Genomic DNA, 14,125 nt, shown 5'->3' with positions numbered 1-14,125 from the left:
GCCTCCACAGCCCCGTCCGCCACGGCACCCCCATCAGCGACGGCAGCCCCATCGGCTCCATCGGTCTCGGCGGTCTCGGCGGCCTCGGCGGCCTCGGCGGCCGGGGACCGTTTTCCCACCGATGTCGCTGCCTCGACGCGGGCATGCCGAGGTGGGACGGCCAGGCGCAGCACATCCGCGAGCGTCCCGCCGTAACGGTCGGCGACCGCACGCGCCAGCCGGACGACGGCCGGGGAGAGCACCTGTTCCGCCGAAACCGACCGCTCCAGTCGGGCCAGCGGCCCGTCATGCTCGGAGCTGGCCACCCGCTCCAGCACGAACCCGTCAACCAGCCGGCCGGCGAAGCGAACCCGAACCCGCGAGCCAGGCACCGCCGCATCAGCCAACTCCGCGGGCACCAGATAATCGAACAGACGATCAAGATGGGTCAGTGGGATGTCGAGTGCCACCCGGGCCACCGGCAGCACCTCGGCAGCCGGCGACGCAGCGCCCACCGCCCGCCGACGCCCACCCTTGGACGCCCGCTCTCCCCCCGACGACCGAGCCCCCTCCAACGACCGCCCGCCCGAGACAGGACGCCCGCCCGACGTAGGACGGCCACCGGCACCACGCACGGAGGCCACCCGGTCAGGCCCCGGGCCGAGGCCGGGAAGCGTGCCCGACGGTTCGGTCATGACGGCATTCCTACCAGCCAGCCCCGACAGAACCCGCCCGGCGGACAGGGACCGAGCTCGCGGCACCCGCCGATCCCGCCGACCTGCTCATGCGACGCGACGCGGCCCCGGAACGGCCGAGGCCGGGCCGATCGGCCGCGGTGGCGGATCGGCCCGGCCTCGGAACCGGGCGCTGGAAAGCCAGGCTCCCAGCGGACATACGGACGTTCAGACGAACTGACGTGCGGACTAGCGGACGTACGAAGGCGGACCCGGAAAAACGCGATCAGCCCTTGACGGCGCGCTGCAGCGCCTCGGCGCGCGAGGTCGACTCCCAGGTGAAGTCGAGCTCGGGACGTCCGAAGTGACCGTAGGCGGCGGTCTGGGCGTAGACCGGGCGCAGCAGGTCGAGGTCACGGATGATCGCGGCCGGGCGCAGGTCGAAGACCTGGGTGACCGCGTCCTGGATCTGCTCGGTGGGGACGGTGCCGGTGCCGAAGGTCTCGACGAACAGACCGACGGGGTGGGCCTTGCCGATGGCGTAGGCGACCTGGACCTCGCAGGCGGTCGCGAGGCCGGCGGCGACGACGTTCTTGGCGACCCAGCGCATCGCGTAGGCGGCGGAGCGGTCGACCTTGGACGGGTCCTTGCCGGAGAAGGCGCCGCCACCGTGGCGGGCGTAGCCACCGTAGGTGTCCACGATGATCTTGCGGCCGGTGAGGCCCGCGTCGCCCATGGGGCCACCGATCTCGAACCGGCCGGTCGGGTTGACCAGCAGGCGGCGACCCTCGGTGGAGATGTCGAGCAGGGCGAGCTCGGGCTCGACCACGTACTCGGCGATGTCGGGGGCGAGCAGCGTGTCGAGGTCGATGTCGGCGGCGTGCTGGGTGGACACGACGACCGTGTCGAGACGGACGGGCTTGCCGTCGGCGTACTCGATGGTGACCTGGGTCTTGCCGTCGGGCCGCAGGTAGCCGACCTGACCGTCCTTGCGGACGGCGGACAGCCGGCGGGCCAGGCGGTGGGCCAGCGCGATCGGCAGCGGCATGAGCTCGGGGGTCTGGTCGCAGGCGAAGCCGAACATCAGGCCCTGGTCGCCGGCGCCCTGACGGTCGAGTTCGTCCTCGAGGGAACCCTCGACGCGGGACTCGTGGGCGGTGTCGACACCCTGCGCGATGTCGGCGGACTGCGCGCCGATCGACACGCTCACGCCACAGGAGGCGCCGTCGAAGCCCTTCTTGGAGGAGTCGTAGCCGATCTCCAGGATGCGCTCCCGCACCACAGCGGCGATGTCGACGTAGGTCTTGGTGGTGACCTCGCCGGCAACGTGCACCTGGCCGGTGGTGATGAGCGTCTCCACGGCGACCCGGCTCTTCGGGTCGTCCTTGATCATCGAGTCGAGAATCGAGTCGCTGATCTGGTCGGCAATCTTGTCCGGATGTCCCTCGGTGACGGACTCGGATGTGAACAGGCGCGTCGCCACTGGTCCTACCCCCTGGAAGGTTGATTCCGACGAAGCTTACCGAGGACCGCGCACCTGCACGGGCACCGGCTCAATCTCCGTGCTCGACGACCAGATCGAGGATCCGGTGCGCGACCAGGTCCTTGCTCATTCGGTCGATCGTCGTCTCGCCGCCGCCCAGGCTGAGCACGACGGCGGCATTGTCCGCGACCTCGAAGCCACGGCCGTTGCCGACCTGGTTCACCACGAGCAGGTCCACCGGCTTGCGGGCGTGTTTCGCCCGGGCGAGCTCGAGCACGCCGCCGTCCGGCCCGCCGGTCTCGGCGGCGAAACCGACCAGCAACTGACCTGGCCGGCGGTTCGCCAGCAACTCGGACAGCACGTCAGGGTTTCGGGTCAACGCCAGTGTGTCAGGGGCGGCGGAATCCTTCTTGATTTTGTGCGTCGCCGGGTCGGCGGGACGGAAGTCCGCGACGGCGGCGGCCATCACCACGATGTCGGCGGACGGCGCCACCTCGTGCACCCGGGCGCGCAGTTCGGCGGCGGAGACCACGCCGATGGTCCGGGCTCCGGCGACCTCCGGCAGGGCGACGTTGGCCGCCACCACCGTGACGGACGCGGCTCCCCTGGCCAGCGCCGCGCGGGCCAGGGCGTAACCCTGGCGCCCGCTGGAGGCGTTGCCGAGGAACCGGACCGGGTCGACGTACTCGCGGGTACCCCCGGCGGTGACGAGCACGTGCCGCCCGGCGAGGTCGGGCCGGACGGCCGCGGCACCCCGGGCGAGCACCGACATGCCCAGGGCCGCGATCTCGGCGGGTTCGGGCAGCCGACCGGGGCCGGAGTCGGCACCGGTGAGGCGACCGACGGCCGGGTCGAGGACGATCGCGCCACGCGAACGCAGGGTGGCGACGTTGGCCTGGGTGGCCGGGTGCAGCCACATCTCGGTGTGCATCGCCGGGGCGAACACGACCGGGCAGGTGGCGGTGAGCAGGGTGCCGGTGAGCAGGTCGTCGGCCCGCCCGGCGACTGCCCGGGCGAGCAGGTCGGCGGTGGCCGGCGCGACGAGGACCAGGTCGGCGGTGCGGCCGATGCGCACGTGGGCGACCTCGTCGGCGTCCTCCCAGACACCGGTGGTCACCGGATTGCCCGACAACGCGGCCCAGGTCGTCTCGCCGACGAACCGCAGCGCGGCCGCGGTCGGCACGACCCGCACCTCGTGGCCGGACTCGGTGAACCGGCGTAGCACCTCGACCGCCTTGTAGGCGGCGATCCCGCCCGCGACCCCGAGAACGACCCTGCTCACCGACGTGCGGCTCAGGCGATCGGGGGCAGGGTGTCAGCCACGGTCTCGTGGGTGAGCAGACCGGCGTTGATCTCGCGCAGCGCGATCGACAGCGGCTTCTCCTGGGCGTTGGTCGTCTCGACCAGCGGCCCGACGTACTCGAGCAGACCCTCGCCGAGCTGGGAGTAGTAGGCGTTGATCTGACGGGCGCGCTTGGCCGCGTAGATGACCAGGCTGTACTTCGAGTCGGTCGCCTCGAGCAGCTCGTCGATCGGGGGGTTGGTGATGCCTTCGGGGTGGGCGACGGTACCGGCCACGGTGTCCTTCCTGAGTGCCACGCAGCTCAACCAGACACGGCTGGGCTAGTCGATCATCAATGCTACCAAGCGGGCGGCCGCGGCCTGCACATCGTCGTTGACGATGACGTGGTCGAACTCGGTCTCGGCCGCGAGCTCGATCCGCGCCCGGTCCAGGCGACGCGCGATGATCTCGGGCGCTTCGGTGCCACGGGTGGTCAGTCGCCGCACCAGTTCTTCGAACGTGGGCGGGGCCAGGAAGACGAAGCGGGCGTCGGGCATCGCCGAGCGGACCTGCCGGGCACCGAGTAGCTCGATCTCCAGCAGGCACGAGATGCCCGCCGCCAGCCGTTCGGCCAGTGGTCGCCGTGGCGTGCCATAGGCGTGCCCGGCGAACATGGCGTGTTCGACGAACTCGCCGGCCTTGACCATGCGCGCGAACTCCTCGGCGTCAACGAAGTGGTATTCGACACCGTCGGTCTCCCCCGGCCGGGGTGCCCGGGTGGTGGTACTGACCGACACCCAGACCTCAGGGTGATGCGCGCGCACGGCCGCCACGACCGTTCCCTTCCCGACTCCGGACGGCCCGGAGAGCACTGTGAGACCCACGGGTCACACCCTAGGCCGCCGTGGCCATGCGGCGCGCACGACGGGTCGTCCGCCCGCGGAGTACTCCACGGGACGGTCGGGGAGGGACAAGCTTCTACAGGACTTTCGGATCGGGGGGCGGCATAAATACCGTCCCCCGATCCGTGGGAAGGTTTCACGGCTTCACCGCAAGAACGGACGTGACACCGCTCACCCGATGATGCCGCGACCCACCCGGCCATCCTCCAGCGCGCGGAGTGAATTTCCACTCCGCTTGGATCAGGCCGTTCCGAACTCCTCGAGGAGCGCGGCGCGCTGCTTCGCGCCGAGCCCTCTCAGCCGGCGGGTCGGGCTGATCCCCAGGCGTTCCCGGATCTTCTGGGCGCGTACACGCCCGACCCCGGGAAGCGACTCGAGAACAGCCGAAACCTTCATCTTGCCGACGACCTCATCAGCTTCCGCCTGTTCCAGGACGGCAGCCAGAGTCGTCTCCGCCTTCTTCAGCCTGTCCTTGAGTTCTGCGCGCTGCTTACGAGCCAACGCGGCTTTCTCAAGGGCGGCGGCCCGCTGCTCGGGCGTTAGGGGCGGCAGGGGCACGGGTACGCCTCCTCAATTCGGTGATCGCGCCGCGCAAACTAGCGAGGAAGTGGTTCCTCAGTCCAGCCTTGGCCACAACACTCTGATGCGGACATATTGTCCGCACAAGAGAAGGCTTTGACGGGACGAAAGGGGTGGCCCGCTCGTGCCGCGCCCTTTCGGTCTACGACGTCCCCACCGTACCGCTTCATACCGCACCAGGACGAACACACCCTGCCCTGACCTCGGCCATCACGCGCCGACAGGCGCCCGACCTGCGGAAATACTGTCGGCGATGGCCTGGGCGGCTTCGCCCAGATCGGTGGCTCGGGTGATCGGACGGCCCACCACGACCAGGTTGGCACCCGACGCGATCGCCTCCCGCGGTGTCGCGGTCCGGGCCTGATCGGCGGCCTGAGCACCTGGCGGACGCACTCCGGGGGTGATGAGAGTCACGGCATCACCGAGCTCCGAACGGACCATTCGTACCTCCTGCGGGCTGCACACCAGGGCCCGCGCCCCGGCCTCGACCGCGAGGACCGCCAGGCGCCGCACCACGTCCCGCGGCGACCCGGTGAACCCGATGGCGGCCAGCGCCTCCACGTCCAGCGAGGTGAGCACGGTCACACCGGCCACCTCGATGTCGGGGGCCGCGTCGACCGCCGCGCGTACCATCGCCGATCCCCCCGCCGCGTGGACGGTGACGAAGCGAGGAGACAACGTGGCGACCGAGCGCATGCCACCGGCGACAGTTGCCGGAATGTCATGGAGTTTCAGATCGAGAAAAAGCTCCGGCGCGCTGGCACTTCCGGGCGCCGCGGCCAGCAGGCCCTGCTCACGCAGGGCGTCGACCACCGCGGAGCCCTCCCGGTAGAACAGCTCCAGGCCGATCTTGAGAACCGCCGCGGCGGGGGCGACCGCCGCCGCCCAGCGCAGCGCGGTCGCCCCGTCCGGTGCGTCCAGGGCGACCGCCAGCGGCGCCCGCCCGGCCGGCCCGATGCTCATCGGCTCGTCCGCGTGGTCGCCTGCTCCTGCACCGGCGACTCCCGCACCGACTGTTCCCGCACCGGCGGCTCGTCCGGCGCGCCGCCGGGTGAGCGCGCCGGGGCAGCGGGTCCGGTCCTCGCCGCCGCGGCGGCGACCGGGGCGGACCCGTCAGCGGCGGCGGCCCGGGCGGCGGTGGCCCGGTTGGCCAGTGGCTCGTCACCCCAGGCCTCGCGCAGAACCGCGTGGTACTCCTGCAGCGGGCGGACGCCGAGCTCCCCCCGCACCAGCGATTCGATGCCCTGCACGCAGGCGGCGGCACCCTGGATGGTGGTGATACACGGGACGCCGGCGCTCACACAGGCGGTGCGGATCTCATAGCCGTCCAGTCGCGGGCCCACGCCCCACGGGGTGTTGATGACCAGGTCGATCTGACCAGAGTTGATCATTTCGACGCAGTCGGCCAGGCCCTCACGCGGCGCCCGGTGCTTGCCCAGGACGACAGCCTTCACACCGTTGCGGCGCAGCACCTCCGCGGTGCCCTCGGTGGCGTAGACGACGAAGCCGAGATCGGCCAGCCGCTTGATCGGGAAGATCATCGCCCGTTTGTCCCGGTTGGCCACCGAGACGAACACCCGGCCGTAGGTGGGCAGCGAGGCGTAGGCGGCGGCCTGCGACTTGGCGTAGGCGGTGCCGAACGAGTCGTCGACGCCCATCACCTCGCCGGTGGACTTCATCTCCGGGCCGAGCACCGTGTCGACGCCGCGTCCGCTGGCGTCCCGGAACCGTCCGAAGGGCAGCACCGCCTCCTTGACGGCGATGTGCGAGTCCAGCGGCAGGCTCGCGCCGTCGCCGGTGCTCGGCAGCAGACCCTCGGCGCGCAGCTCACCGATGGTCGCGCCGAGCATGACCCGGGCGGCGGCCTTGGCCAGCGGCACCGCCGTCGCCTTGGAGACGAACGGCACGGTCCGCGAGGCCCGCGGGTTCGCCTCGAGCACATACAGGACGTCCGACTGCAGGGCGTACTGGACGTTGAGCAGTCCCCGCACACCGGTGCCGCGGGCGATCGCCTCGGTGGACGTGCGAATCCGCTCGAGGTCGGCGCGGCCGAGGGTGATCGGTGGCAGCGCGCAGGCCGAGTCGCCGGAGTGCACCCCGGCCTCCTCGATGTGCTCCATCACGCCGGCGAGGTAGAGCGTCTCGCCGTCGAAGAGCGCGTCGACGTCGATCTCGACCGCGTCATCGAGGAACCGGTCGACGAGCACCGGATGCTCCGGCGAGATGGCCGTGGCCCGCTCGATGTAGTCGCGCAGCATCGCGTCGTCGTAGACGATCTCCATCCCGCGTCCGCCCAGGACGTAGGACGGACGGACCAGCACCGGATAGCCGACCCGCTCGGCGACCGCCCGGGCCTCCGGGAACGACGTCGCCACCCCGTGCGGCGGGGAGGGCAGGTTCGCGGCCGCGAGCACCCGGCCGAACAGGCCACGGTCCTCGGCGAGATGGATCGCCTTCGGCGGGGTGCCGACGATCGGCACCCCGGCCTCGGCCAGCGCCGCGGCGATCCCCAGCGGGGTCTGGCCACCGAGCTGCACGATCACACCGGCCAGCGGCCCGGCCTGCTGCTCGGCGTGCACGACCTCGAGGACGTCCTCGACGGTGAGCGGTTCGACGTAGAGCCGGTCGGCGGTGTCGTAGTCGGTGGACACCGTCTCCGGGTTGCAGTTGACCATGACGGTCTCGTAGCCGGCGTCCGAGAGCGCCATCACCGCGTGACAGCAGGCGTAGTCGAACTCGATGCCCTGGCCGATCCGGTTCGGCCCGCTGCCCAGCACGATCACCCGTGGCCGTCCGCTGGGGGCGACCTCGGTCTCCTCGTCGTAGGCGGAGTAGTGGTAGGGCGTCTCGGAGGCGAACTCGGCCGCGCAGGTGTCCACGGTCTTGAACACCGGACGGATCCCCGCGCGGTGCCGGAAGGCCCGCACGACGTCTTCCTTGGTGTCGAGCAGGGCCGCGAGCTGGACGTCGGAGAAGCCGGCCCGCTTGGCGCGGCGGATGCCGTCCGGGTCGCGGGTGACCGACGCGGCGACCTCGTTGAGGAAGACGAGCTGGTCCAGGAACCAGGGGTCGATGGCGGTGGCGGCGAACGCCTCGTCGATCGTCGCACCGGCCAGCAGCGCCTGCTGGACGACGCGCAGCCGGCCGTCGTGCGGGGTACTGGCGATCTCGAGCAGGGTGGCGGCGTCCTGCTCGGGCGGTGCGAAGGTGAAGGTGCTGCCGGCGGACTCCATCGAGCGCAGCGCCTTCTGCAGCGCCTCGGCGAAGCTGCGCCCCACCCCCATCGCCTCGCCGACGGACTTCATCGTCGTGGTGAGCATCGGGTCGGCGCCGGGGAACTTCTCGAACGCGAACCGCGGCACCTTGACCACCACGTAGTCCAGGGTCGGCTCGAAGGCGGCCGGGGTGGTGCGGGTGATGTCGTTGGGGATCTCGTCCAGGGTGTAGCCGAGCGCGAGCTTCGCCGAGATCTTGGCGATCGGGAAGCCGGTGGCCTTGGACGCCAGCGCCGACGAACGCGACACCCGCGGGTTCATCTCGATGACGATCTGGCGGCCGGTCGCCGGGTCCACGGCGAACTGGATGTTGCAGCCACCCGCGTCGACGCCGACGGCCCGCATCACCGCGATCGACATGTCCCGCATCCGCTGGTACTCGCGGTCGGTCAACGTCATCGCCGGGGCGACGGTGATCGAGTCACCGGTGTGCACGCCCATCGGGTCGACGTTCTCGATCGAGCAGACGACGACCACGTTGTCGGCGCGGTCCCGCATGAGCTCGAGCTCGTACTCCTTCCAGCCGAGCACCGACTCCTCGACGAGCACCTCGGTGGACGGGCTGGCCGCGAGACCGTCGGCGGACATCCGGGCGAGTTCGGCCGCGTCGTGGGCGAAGCCGCTGCCGGCGCCACCGAGGGTGAAGCTCGGCCGCACGACCACCGGGAAGCTGAACTCCTCCCCCGCGGCCAGGCACTCCTCGACGGTGTGGCAGACCGCGCTGCGGGCCGACTCGCCGCCGACCGCGGCGACGATGTCCTTGAACGCCTGACGGTCCTCACCGGAGCGGATCGCGTCGATGTTCGCGCCGATCAGGCGCACCCCGAACCGTTCGAGCACACCCGAGTCGTGCAGGGCGACCGCGGTGTTCAACGCGGTCTGACCACCCATGGTGGCCAGGATCGCGTCGGGCCGCTCCCGATCAATGATCTTGGTGACGATGTCCGGGGTGATCGGCTCGACGTAGGTGGCGTCGGCGAGCTCCGGATCGGTCATGATCGTCGCCGGGTTGCTGTTGACCAGGATGACCCGCAGCCCCTCGGCCCGCAGCACCCGACAGGCCTGGGTCCCGGAGTAGTCGAACTCGCAGGCCTGGCCGATGACGATCGGCCCCGAGCCGATCACCAGGACGCTGGCGAGATCCTCACGCCGTGGCATCAGAGGGCCCCGTCCGCACTCGGCTCGACCGGACCCGCGCTGCCCGAGGCCGCGCTGCCCGCGCGTGCGGCGCGGGTGGTGGCCATCAGATCGCGGAACTTCTCGAACAGGCCGGCCGCGTCATGCGGCCCGGGCGCTGCCTCCGGATGGAACTGCACGCTGAAGGCCGGCACGTCCAGGCACTCCAATCCCTCGACGACGTTGTCGTTGAGCCCGATGTGACTGGCCACCACCCGGCCGTACGGGGTGTCGGTCGTGCCGGTCAGCGGCGCGCGCACGGCGAACCCGTGGTTCTGGCTGGTCACCGCGATACGTCCGGTGGCCACGTCGCCGACCGGCTGGTTCACCCCGCGGTGACCGTAGGTCAGCTTGTAGGTCTCGAAGCCCAGTGCCCGGGCCAGCACCTGGTGGCCGAAGCAGATGCCGAACACCGGCACCCCGGCGGCCAGCACGGTGCGCAGCGCGTCGACGGCGTAGTCGGCCGTCTGCGGGTCCCCCGGACCGTTGGACAGGAACACCCCGTCCGGTACGAGCGCGAGCAGCTGCTCCCCCGTGCTGCGCGCCGGCAGGACGTGCACGTCGCAGCCCAGCGCCGCCAGCGCCAGCGGGGTGGCGCGCTTGATGCCCAGGTCCAGCGCGGCGACGGTGAGGCGCGCCGGTCCGTCGCCGGCCGCCGCCACCAGGTAGGGCTCCCGGGTCGACACCCGCGGGGCGAGGTCCGCGCCGACCATCTTCGGCGAGCTGCGCACCCGTCCCAGCAGTGCGGCCCGCGCGCCGCCGTCCGCCGCGCCCGCCACCGCCGACGTACCAGCGGACGACGTACCAGCCGGCGGGATGTCCGCGGCCAGGGTGTCGGCGGCCGGGGTGCTGGCGGCGGGGGTGCTGGCGGCGGGGGTTTCGAGGGCCGGGATGTCGGCGGCCGGGATGTCGAGGGTGCTGGAGATGCCGCACCGCATCGCACCGCGTTCGCGCAGGTGGCGGGTGAGCGCCCGGGTGTCGATGCCGCTGATGCCGACCACTCCGGCCGCGCTGAGCTCGTCCTCGAGGCTGCCGCGTGAACGCCAGTTGGACGCGCGTCGGGCCGGGTCACGGACCACGAAGCCGGCGACCTGGATGCGGTCGGACTCGTAGTCGGTGTCGTTGACGCCGGTGTTGCCGATGTGCGGCGCGGTCATGATGACGATCTGCCCGTGGAAGGACGGGTCGCTGAGGGTCTCCTGGTAGCCGGTCATCCCGGTGGAGAAGACGGCCTCACCGAACGCCTCGCCGATCGCGCCGTACGCCTCGCCGGTGAAGGAGCGGCCGTCCTCCAACATGAGCACGGCCCGCGCCGGACGGTCCCGGGTCACCGGACGGGGGGTGACGCGCTGCGCACTCGGGATGGCCGTGTCGCCGGCGCCCGGGTCGGCCGCGCCGCCGGCGCTCGAGGTGAGGGTGCTCAACGATCCTCCTTCAGCCTGCGGACCTCACCCAGCGGCGAGGTCAACGGATCGACGATCGGGTACTGACCTGAATCGGTGGGCTCGGATACGGGCAGGGACGCGGACCCGGCCGCGGTGCCGGTCGCCCGCCAGGTCCCCATGGTGCGCGGATCGACCTGCCATTCCCCGGTAGGCCGGGTGGGTGGCGGCGGGGCGCTGGCGCGGGCGGGGTCCGGATAGCCGGGTCGCGGCCGGCGCATCGGCTGGTAGTCCCGCTCCCGTTCGGAGCGTGCGGGGACGGCCCGGGGGTCGACCGGACGGGCGTCGCCGCGGACCGGTGCGCGGCGCCGACGCAGACCGGCGCGGATGGCGGGGATCTCCTCGGTGGGCTGACCCGAGCCGGGCCGCTGCGCACCGCCGTGACCGGGCACGATCGCGCGTGGGCGCAGCCGGGGGCGGACCCGCGGCAGGGCGTGCGGCGAGGTGACGTCGCCGGCGGCCAGATGCGCCGGCGGCGGACCGATGAGTTCGTGCACCGCCCGGACGGTCTTGGGCTGGCGGGCCCGGTCCTCACCGCGAAAGCCCGTCTCGAGCTCATGCCCGTCGAAGGACCAGGCCACCACGATGAGTCGGCCCGGTGCGGACACCTTGCCGGCGTGCGCGCGTTCCAGGCGTGCCCCGCGCACCGCCTCGCGCGGAATCCAGAACGCGGCGTCGCCGCGGTCCACCCGCACGCCCGTCTCGTAGACGCTGAGATAGCCGCCGGTCCCGCCACCGAGGCCACGGGCGGAGATCCACTCCAGCCAGTGGCCGGCGTCGACGGTGCCGAGGTAGGTCCCGCGCAGCGGGGCGGCGAGCACCGTGCCGGGTTCGACCGGTGGTTCGGGCAGGTCGGGCAGGTTCTCCTCGTCCCGCTCGGCCCGGCTGCGCCAGATCCGGGCCAGGGCGCCGATCACGGCGACGAGCACCAGCAGCAGGCCGACGCCGAGCAGGACCCGCAGCCCCAGTCGGGCCTGGGCGGACCCGGCCGCCAGCACGACCGAACCGGCCGCCGGTAGTGGCCCGCTCATACGATCTTCCCGTCGAGCGCGGTGGGCCGACCCCGCAGGAACGTCGCCCGCACGGAGCCCGGCAGGGACCGTCCCGCGTACGGGGTGTTGCGGCTGCGGCTGGCCAGCGCCTGCGGGTCGACGACCCGCCACGGCGACGGGTCCAGCAGCGTCAGGGTCGCGGGCGCGCCGACGGCGACCGATCCGCTCGCGTCGGCGGCGGGGCTTTTCAGGCCGCCGATGCGGGCGGGGGCCAGCGCCATCCGGTCGGCCACACCGGCCCAGTCCAGCCGCCCGCCGACGACCATCGTCTCGATCACCACGGACAGCGCCGTCTCCAGGCCGAGCATGCCCGGGCGGGCCGCGGCCCACTCGGTCTCCTTGTCCTGCGCGGCGTGCGGGGCGTGGTCGGTGGCGACGCAGTCGATCGTGCCGTCGGCCAGGCCCGCGCGCAGCGCCGCCACGTCCGCCGCGGTGCGCAACGGCGGATTGACCTTGAAGACCGGGTCGTAGCCGCTGGCCAGGTCGTCGGTGAGCAACAGGTGGTGCGGGGTGACCTCGGCGGTGACCCGCCAGCCCTTCGCCTTCGCCCAGCGGAGGATCTCCACCGAGCCCGCGGTGGACACATGGCAGATGTGCAGCCGGGAGTCCACGTGCCCGGCGAGCAGCCCGTCCCGGGCGATGATCGCCTCCTCGGCGACCGCCGGCCAGCCGGGCAGGCCCAGGCGCGCCGCGACCACACCCTCGTTCATCTGGGCGCCCTCGGTGAGCCGCGGCTCCTCGGCGTGCTGCGCGACGACACCGTCGAAGGCCTTGACGTACTCCAGCGCCCGGCGCATGAGCTGCGCGTCCGAGACACAGTGGCCGTCGTCGGAGAACACCCGCACACCCGCGGCGGACCCGGCCATCGCCCCGAGTTCGGCCAGGCGCTGCCCGCCGAGCCCGACGGTGACCGCGCCGACCGGACGCACATCGCAGTGCCCGGCGTCGATCCCGAGCCGGTAGACCTGTTCGACCACGCCCGCGGTGTCGGCCACCGGATTGGTGTTGGCCATCGCGAACACCGAGGTGTAGCCGCCGAGTGCCGCCGCCCGGGTGCCGGACTCGACCGTCTCGGCGTCCTCACGGCCCGGTTCCCGCAGGTGGGTGTGCAGGTCGACGAGCCCGGGCAGCAGGATCAGCCCGTCGGCGTCCAGGATCGTCGTGCCCGGCGGCAGTCCCTCGGAGTCGGGCCCGGTCGAGCCGGCTGGCCGCCAGGCCGCGATCACCCCGTCCGCCAGCAGCACGTCGACGGGCTCACCGCCCAGCGGCCGCACCCGACGCAGTACCCACGCCCGCCCCTGATCCTGGCCCCGGTTCTGGACCTGCCCCGACGTGCTCATACGACCTCCCCGGAACCACCCAGCAGCAGATACAACACGGCCATCCGCACACTCACCCCGTTCGCGACCTGCTCCACCACGGTCGACCGGGCCGAATCCGCCACCTGGGAGGCGATCTCCATCCCGCGGACCATCGGCCCCGGGTGCATCACCAGGGCATGCTCCGGCAGGTTCGCGGCCCGGTCGACGTCCAGACCGTAGCGGCGGCTGTACTCCCGCTCGGTCGGGAAGAAGGCCGCGGACATCCGCTCCCGCTGGACCCGCAACATCATCACCACATCACTCTTGGGCAGGACGGCGTCAAGGTTGTACGACACCTCGACCGGCCACGAGGAGACACCAAGCGGCAACAGTGTCGGTGGCGCCACGACCGTCACACTGGCACCGAGTGTGGCCAACAACCAGACGTTCGAACGCGCCACCCGGGAATGGAGCACGTCGCCGACGATCGTGACCCGCAGCCCCTCGATCCGGCCGAGCCGTCGGCGCATCGTGAACGCGTCGAGCAACGCCTGGGTCGGATGCTCGTGGGTGCCGTCCCCGGCGTTCACCACGCTGCCACGTACCCAGGACGCGAGCCGATGCGGCGCGCCACTGGCCGGATGCCGGCAGACGACCGCGTCGGCACCCATCGCCTCCAGGGTCTGCGCCGTGTCCTTCAGGCTTTCCCCCTTCGACACGCTTGACCCGCGCGCCGAAAAATTGATCACATCGGCCGACAGTCTCTTGGCGGCGACCTCGAAGGACGTGCGGGTACGGGTGGAATCCTCGAAGAACAGGTTGACGACGGTCCGCCCACGCAGGGTGGGCAGCTTGCGCACGGACGCCTCGGCGACCCGGGCCATCCGCTCGGCGGTGTCCAGCACCAGCAGCGCGTCGTCCCGGCCGAGGTCCTCGGTGGACAGCAGATGTCGTTTCACGCCGCGCCCGCGACCATCGGC

The 14,125-nt window shown here is 72.0% G+C and carries 12 protein-coding genes; all 12 read right to left on the bottom strand.

Features of this window, described 5'->3' with window-relative positions:
* On the bottom strand, positions 1 to 674 hold a 674-nt coding region (locus tag G6R24_RS04555), incomplete at its 3' end, for a primosomal protein N' family DNA-binding protein (RefSeq protein ID WP_476727348.1).
* Between the two features lie 265 nt (positions 675 to 939).
* Positions 940 to 2,136, bottom strand: coding sequence for a methionine adenosyltransferase (metK, locus tag G6R24_RS04550; protein WP_163547903.1), 1,197 nt, complete (start codon positions 2,134 to 2,136; stop codon positions 940 to 942).
* A 70-nt stretch (positions 2,137 to 2,206) separates the two neighbouring features.
* The gene (coaBC, locus tag G6R24_RS04545; protein ID WP_225438112.1) at positions 2,207 to 3,418 is read right to left on the bottom strand and encodes a bifunctional phosphopantothenoylcysteine decarboxylase/phosphopantothenate--cysteine ligase CoaBC; all 1,212 of its coding nucleotides are present in this window, start codon (positions 3,416 to 3,418) and stop codon (positions 2,207 to 2,209) included.
* An 11-nt stretch (positions 3,419 to 3,429) separates the two neighbouring features.
* A complete protein-coding gene (rpoZ, locus tag G6R24_RS04540) occupies positions 3,430 to 3,714 on the bottom strand; it encodes a DNA-directed RNA polymerase subunit omega (protein ID WP_163547909.1) in 285 nt (94 codons plus the stop codon).
* Between the two features lie 45 nt (positions 3,715 to 3,759).
* Positions 3,760 to 4,302 (bottom strand): guanylate kinase, encoded by a 543-nt coding sequence (gene gmk / locus G6R24_RS04535; protein WP_163547902.1) that lies wholly within the window; start codon positions 4,300 to 4,302, stop codon positions 3,760 to 3,762.
* Between the two features lie 258 nt (positions 4,303 to 4,560).
* Entirely contained in the window at positions 4,561 to 4,878 is a 318-nt protein-coding gene (gene mihF, locus G6R24_RS04530) for an integration host factor, actinobacterial type (RefSeq protein WP_163547901.1), read from the bottom strand.
* 231 nt (positions 4,879 to 5,109) lie between these two features.
* Complete coding sequence (pyrF, locus tag G6R24_RS04525; protein WP_163547900.1) at positions 5,110 to 5,862, bottom strand: orotidine-5'-phosphate decarboxylase; 753 nt, start codon at positions 5,860 to 5,862, stop codon at positions 5,110 to 5,112.
* Positions 5,859 to 9,332: a carbamoyl-phosphate synthase large subunit gene (gene carB, locus G6R24_RS04520; protein ID WP_225438111.1), complete on the bottom strand. Its 3,474-nt coding sequence runs from the start codon at positions 9,330 to 9,332 to the stop codon at positions 5,859 to 5,861. The genes pyrF and carB overlap by 4 nt, the downstream gene beginning before the upstream one ends.
* Entirely contained in the window at positions 9,332 to 10,774 is a 1,443-nt protein-coding gene (locus G6R24_RS04515; RefSeq protein WP_420811349.1) for a carbamoyl phosphate synthase small subunit, read from the bottom strand. The genes carB and G6R24_RS04515 overlap by 1 nt, the downstream gene beginning before the upstream one ends.
* On the bottom strand, positions 10,771 to 11,823 hold the full coding sequence (locus G6R24_RS21580; RefSeq protein ID WP_175084761.1) for a PH-like domain-containing protein: 1,053 nt from the start codon (positions 11,821 to 11,823) through the stop codon (positions 10,771 to 10,773). Before G6R24_RS21580 ends, G6R24_RS04515 begins: the two co-directional genes overlap by 4 nt.
* Positions 11,820 to 13,184, bottom strand: coding sequence for a dihydroorotase (locus G6R24_RS04505; protein WP_163547899.1), 1,365 nt, complete (start codon positions 13,182 to 13,184; stop codon positions 11,820 to 11,822). Before G6R24_RS04505 ends, G6R24_RS21580 begins: the two co-directional genes overlap by 4 nt.
* On the bottom strand, positions 13,181 to 14,104 hold the full coding sequence (locus G6R24_RS04500) for an aspartate carbamoyltransferase catalytic subunit (RefSeq protein ID WP_163547898.1): 924 nt from the start codon (positions 14,102 to 14,104) through the stop codon (positions 13,181 to 13,183). Before G6R24_RS04500 ends, G6R24_RS04505 begins: the two co-directional genes overlap by 4 nt.
* Positions 14,105 to 14,125: the final 21 nt, after the last annotated feature.

The organism is Candidatus Frankia nodulisporulans (assembly GCF_902806475.1).
Taxonomy (GTDB): domain Bacteria; phylum Actinomycetota; class Actinomycetes; order Frankiales; family Frankiaceae; genus Frankia; species Frankia umida.
Note: the sequence above shows the minus strand (reverse complement) of the source record. Positions and strands in the feature narration are given on the sequence as shown.